This window comes from Streptomyces sp. ADI96-02, from assembly GCF_003846185.1.
Classification (GTDB): Bacteria; Actinomycetota; Actinomycetes; order Streptomycetales; family Streptomycetaceae; genus Streptomyces.
The window spans coordinates 4,935,392-4,940,317 of the sequence record NZ_ML123034.1; the positions used below are offsets into that span (position 1 = coordinate 4,935,392).

Annotated in this window: 3 protein-coding genes and 2 pseudogenes; all 5 read right to left on the reverse strand. The window is 70.3% G+C overall.

Annotated elements, in window-relative coordinates:
- Positions 1–102: pseudogene (locus EES43_RS21815) on the reverse strand (ATP/GTP-binding protein); the annotation flags it as partial.
- Positions 83–727 carry a DUF742 domain-containing protein gene (locus EES43_RS21820; protein ID WP_124270277.1) on the reverse strand — a complete coding sequence of 215 codons (645 nt, stop codon included), beginning with the start codon at positions 725–727 and terminating at the stop codon, positions 83–85. The gene EES43_RS21820 and the pseudogene EES43_RS21815, both read right to left, overlap by 20 nt.
- Before the next feature lie 90 nt (positions 728–817).
- Positions 818–1,231 carry a roadblock/LC7 domain-containing protein gene (locus EES43_RS21825; protein WP_124272100.1) on the reverse strand — a complete coding sequence of 138 codons (414 nt, stop codon included), beginning with the start codon at positions 1,229–1,231 and terminating at the stop codon, positions 818–820.
- Between the two features lie 10 nt (positions 1,232–1,241).
- On the reverse strand, positions 1,242–4,463 hold the full coding sequence (locus EES43_RS21830; RefSeq protein ID WP_124270278.1) for a sensor histidine kinase: 3,222 nt from the start codon (positions 4,461–4,463) through the stop codon (positions 1,242–1,244).
- 361 nt (positions 4,464–4,824) lie between these two features.
- Positions 4,825–4,926, reverse strand: a pseudogene (locus EES43_RS21835) (ATP-binding protein); the annotation flags it as partial.

Here is a 4,926-nt window from a genome sequence, read left to right on the forward strand (position 1 = left end):
ACCGACAAACGTGGTCTTACCCACGCCGAAGCCCCCTGCCACCACGATCTTCGCCGAGGTAGTGGAGCGGGCCGCTCCGCCGCTAGAGCTTGCGAAGTCCACTGAGCACCCTTTCGAGCAGTGTCACATCTGGCTGGCCGCCGGCGGTCTCGTCGCCGCCGGGCTGATGGATAGCGACGAGTCCGGCCTCGGCCAGATCGGCCACGAGGATCCGGGCAACGCCGAGGGGGATCGAGAGCAGCGCCGAAATCTCGGCGACCGACTTGATCTCGAAGCAGAGCCGGCAGATCCGCTGGTGCTCGGGCAACTGCCCTTGCAGCCGTGACGGATCGGCCGTGGTGCTGACCAGCGCCTCGATGGCGAGCTGGTAACGCGGCCGAGTCCGGCCGCCGGTCATGGCGTACGGACGGACCAGCGGGTTGTGCGCGGCCGGTGCGGCGGGCTCGGGAGCCCGCCGCTGGTTCACCGGCTGGACACGGGGCTGCTGGGGCGCGTCGTACGGCTGCTGGGGCCACGGGGACCCCTGCTGCTGCGGCGGCCACTCGGGCCCCTGCGCCCCGTACGGCCCCTGCGCGCCGTATGCGCCCTGCGGCTGCTGGTATGGCTGATAAGACTGCCCCGGGCCCGGTCCGCCCGGTGCGGAAGGGAAGCCGAAACGGTTGCCACCGTGCTCACCCGGAACCCTCTGTTCACCGTCGTACGGGTGTCCGCCTGTGGGTGTTGCCACGATTCCTCCTCCGACTGCCGGTCGCCGTTCCCAGTGGAGCCGCGCCACCGCACTTTATGGCGCGGTGGCGAGAAACGCACTGTCTGCCTACTAGTTGAGAAGACTTCCCTGGAGTTCGGCGCGGAGGTCGGGCGTCAGGACACTGCCCGCACGGTCGACCAGAAGGGCCATCTCGTACCCCACCAGACCGATGTCGGCGTCCGGGTGGGAGAGGACGGCCAGGGACGAACCGTCCGAGATGGACATGATGAAGAGGAACCCGCGCTCCATCTCCACGACGGTCTGGTTCACGGCGCCGCCCTCGAAGATCCGCGAGGCGCCCGCGGTCAGCGACGTCAGACCGGAGGCGACGGCCGCCAGCTGATCGGCGCGGTCGCGCGGGAAGCCTTCGGACATCGCCAGCAGGAGTCCGTCGGCGGAGACCACCACCGTGTGCGACACCCCGGGGGTGTTGTCCACGAAGTTGGTGATCAACCAGTTGAGATTCTGCGCCGCCTGGCTCATCGGGCTCACACTAACGCTCCTGGTTGTAGGTGGTACTGGTGTCCGACCCCGCGCCACGTCCCCGCTGGACGCCCCGCCGCAGGTTGCTCAACCTGCCGCGGACGTCCTCGGGGGCGCGGGAGACCTGTGGGCCGCCCTGCTGGGTCTGCTCCGCCGTGCCCTCGACCAGGTTGGCCTTGGGCACGCGCCGGGGGAGTCCGGAGGGGGTGATTCCGCCCGCCTTCGGCTCACGGAGCTTCTCGGCCCGCTCCCAGCGCTCGTCGTTCGTCGAGCGCCAGTCCTCGGTGCCGTTCCCGTCCGCCTGCGGGGCCTGCCGCTGCTCCTGCCGCGGAGCCGGAGCGGGCCGGTCGTTCCCACGACCGGCGGGCTGCCAGTGCTGCTGACCGCCGCGGCGCGGCAGACCGGCATCGGTGAGTTCGTGGCCGACGTTCGGGGTGGGTCCCGGACGGTCGAAGCCTACGCGTTCCTCGGACTCGACGGGAGCGCTCGGATCAGAATCGGTCTCCCTCCGCCGCTCCGGCTCGTGGGATGGGGGATATCCCTCCTGAACAGGCCAGTCGTCCTGCTGGGACGGCCGGGACGGGCCCGTGAGCCCGTCGCCGTACCGGCCGTCCGGCGCGAGCTCCGGCGCGGCGTAGGCGTCCTGCCGCGGGTAGCCGCCGCCGTCGGCGTACGGCTGCTGCGCGTAGGACGCGGTGGACTGCTGCCCGCCCTGAGGTTCTGACCCGAACTGCTCCTGCGCGTACTGCTCCTGCGGGTACTGCTCCCGCCCGTAGGACTCCTGGGCGTACGGCTGCTGCCCGCCGTGCGGCTCCTGGGCGTACGGCTGCTGCTGGCCCGGATAGGGCTGCCCGTCGTACGGCCGGACGTGGCCCCCGTCCGGGAACGGGCCACCGCCCGACTGGGCCTCCAGCGCCGCCCGGCGCTCCTCGCGCATGAGGGAGCGCCCGACCGGGTCGAGCTTCGCCGTCTCTCCGGGCGCCTCGTAGCGCGAGTCGTCGAAGCCGAGGTCGGCGGCCGTGGGCATCCGGTCCGGCTGCGGGGCCGAGTCGAAGGACTGCTGCTCCGGAATGATCGAGGAGACGGTGAAGTCGCCCTGTCCGGCGTGGGGTTCGCCGCCGCCACCGTGGGTGATGGCGTCCGGCAGCATGACCAGCGAGGTGGTTCCGGCCTGCTCGCCCGAGGGGCGCAGCTGGACCCGGATGCCGTGCCGGTCGGCCAGCCGGCCGACCACGAACAGGCCCATGCGCTGCGACACCGCGGCGTCCACGGTCGGCGGGTTGGCCAGCTTGTGGTTGATGTCGGCGAAGTCCTCGGCGGTGAGGCCGATGCCCTTGTCGTGGATCTCCACCATCACACGGCCGTCCGGCAGCCGGGTCGCGGTGACCCGGACCTTCGTCTGCGGCGAGGAGAACGTGGTGGCGTTCTCCAGCAGCTCGGCCAGCAGGTGCACGAGGTCGGTGACGGCCTGCCCGTGGATCTCGCTCTCCGGTACACCGGTCAGCTCGATGCGCTCGTAGGACTCCACCTCGGAGGAGGCGGCCCGCAGCACGTCCACCAGCGGCACGGGCTGGTTCCAGCGGCGGCCGGGCTCCTCGCCCGCCAGGACCAGCAGGTTCTCGCCGTTGCGGCGCATACGGGTCGCCAGGTGGTCCAGCTTGAAGAGGCTCTCCAGCTGGTCCGGGTCCGCCTCGTTGTTCTCCAGGTCGGTGATGAGGGTCAGCTGGCCCTCGATGAGCGACTGGTTGCGGCGCGAGAGGTTGGTGAAGATCGCGTTGACGTTGCCCCGCAGCATGGCCTGCTCGGCGGCGAGCCGGACGGCCTCGCGGTGGACCTGGTCGAAGGCGCGGGCGACCTCGCCGATCTCGTCCTGGGTGGTGATCGGGATGGGCTGGACGCGGGTGTCGACCCGGCCCGGGTCGGTGCGCGAGAGCTGGTCGACCAGCGACGGCAGCCGCTGCTCGGCGATGGAGAACGCGGCCGTACGCAGCCGGCGCATCGAGCGGCTCATCTGGCGGGCCATGAGCCCGGCCAGGATGAACGCGGTGAGCAGGGCGACGACGACGATCAGGCCGTTCACGATGGCGTCGGTCTTGGCGTCGGAGGAGATCTCCGCGGCCTCGGCCACCGCCTTGTCGACCAGCTCGTTCTCGACGGTCGCGTACCCCTCGAACTTGGCGGTGGCGGCGGCCATCCAGGTCTCCGGCGTGATGCCCTTGGCCTTCAGCCGGGCCGGGGACTGGCCCTGGCCGATCTGCTCGACCATGCCGTCGAAGACCGATCCGTCGACGCTCGGCGGCGCCACGAACGGCTTGCCGGCCGCCTCGGCCCGCTCCTGGGCGTTCTTGAGCTGCCGTGCGCCCTCGGCGGCCTTGCCGGCCATGACCTGCTTCAGCCGGTCGACGTCCGCCTGGGTGCCGCCCGAGTTGAACTCGGCGAGCGCGATCTGCTCCAGGTAGTTGTACGAGGCGAACGCCTTGACCTGGTCGTCGAACGTGCCGGGCTCCTGGCTCGGCCGCACCAGCAGGTGCATGCCGATCGAGCGCTGAAGCGATTCTCCAGCCTTGGCCAGCTCGATCGCGTAGACGGTGCGGCCGTAGCTGGTGATGTTGCCGGTGCCGAGGCCGAGCTCGTTGGAGAACTCCATCAGCGAGTGCTGGACCTGGACGTATCCCTCTTCGGTCTTCACCGGGTCCAGCGCCTCGGAGTAGGCCGCCTTGCGCAGCTCGGGAAGCCTGGGCTCCTCGCTCCTGAAGAGCTTCAGCCGCCGCTCCAGGCCCGGCTTGGCGGGCATGTCCTCCACGGCGGCGTCGAACCGCTTCTTGGCCTCGTCGGTGGCGGCCCGCACCTGCTCGACGATGTCGGCGTCGCGCTGGTTGGACAGCAGCGGCTCCGCGGTGCGGTCACGCTCGTCGAGGAGGGCCTGCCCGTAGTCCGAGGCGGCGCGGACGACCACCGCGATCCGCTCGGCCTCCTGGGCCTCGCCCCACGTGTCGATCGACCCCTTCACCTGGAAGCCGCCCATGACGAGGCCGACCATCACCGGGATCAGGAGGATCGCGTTCAGGCGGGTCGCCACCCGCCAGTTGCGCGGGGAGAGCCGGCTGCTGCTGCCCGCGACCGGTTCCCGTTCGGGCAACCGCGCAGGTGAGGATGGGGCCGCGGCACGCGACGGCGGGGTGAAGTTGCCCCGCTCGGGCTGGGCCGCGGAGCCCTTGTTGCTTCGCCTCACTCGACCAACAACCTCTCGGCGTCGGCACCTACGTTGTGCCGGATCATTCGTTCAGGGCCGTACTACTCGGGAGTTCGTCGAATTGCAGCACGGGGACGGGCCCCGTTCCAAACAGTCGGAATCGAACGTTCCGAGTGGCCCAGCCCTCAGATAAAACGGGCATAAAGAGCGAGCCCCGTCAAAAGGCGGGACTCGCGTGAGCGCAGGGGCACCGTGTGTACGCATCGGGTGGTGGTGCGCGGGCAATTCTCTGTCGAAACGTTATGAACACGGGGGCGGATCGTGTCAAAGGACACAGGCCGCCCCCGCGTGACTACGGCAACTTCCGTATGCCGAAAACGACTTGCGCCCGCATGACGGGCTACTTCAGACGGGCCATCAGAGCGTGCTCGACCAGGGTGATCAGGCCGCTCTTGGCGTCCGCGCGGTGCCGTGCGTCCGTCGTGATGATGGGAGCGTCCGG

Excerpts from the sequence above, each read along its gene's own strand:
- EES43_RS21825 (WP_124272100.1), bottom strand. The coding sequence starts at position 1,231 with ATGAGCCAGGCGGCGCAGAATCTCAACTGGTTGATCACCAACTTCGTG.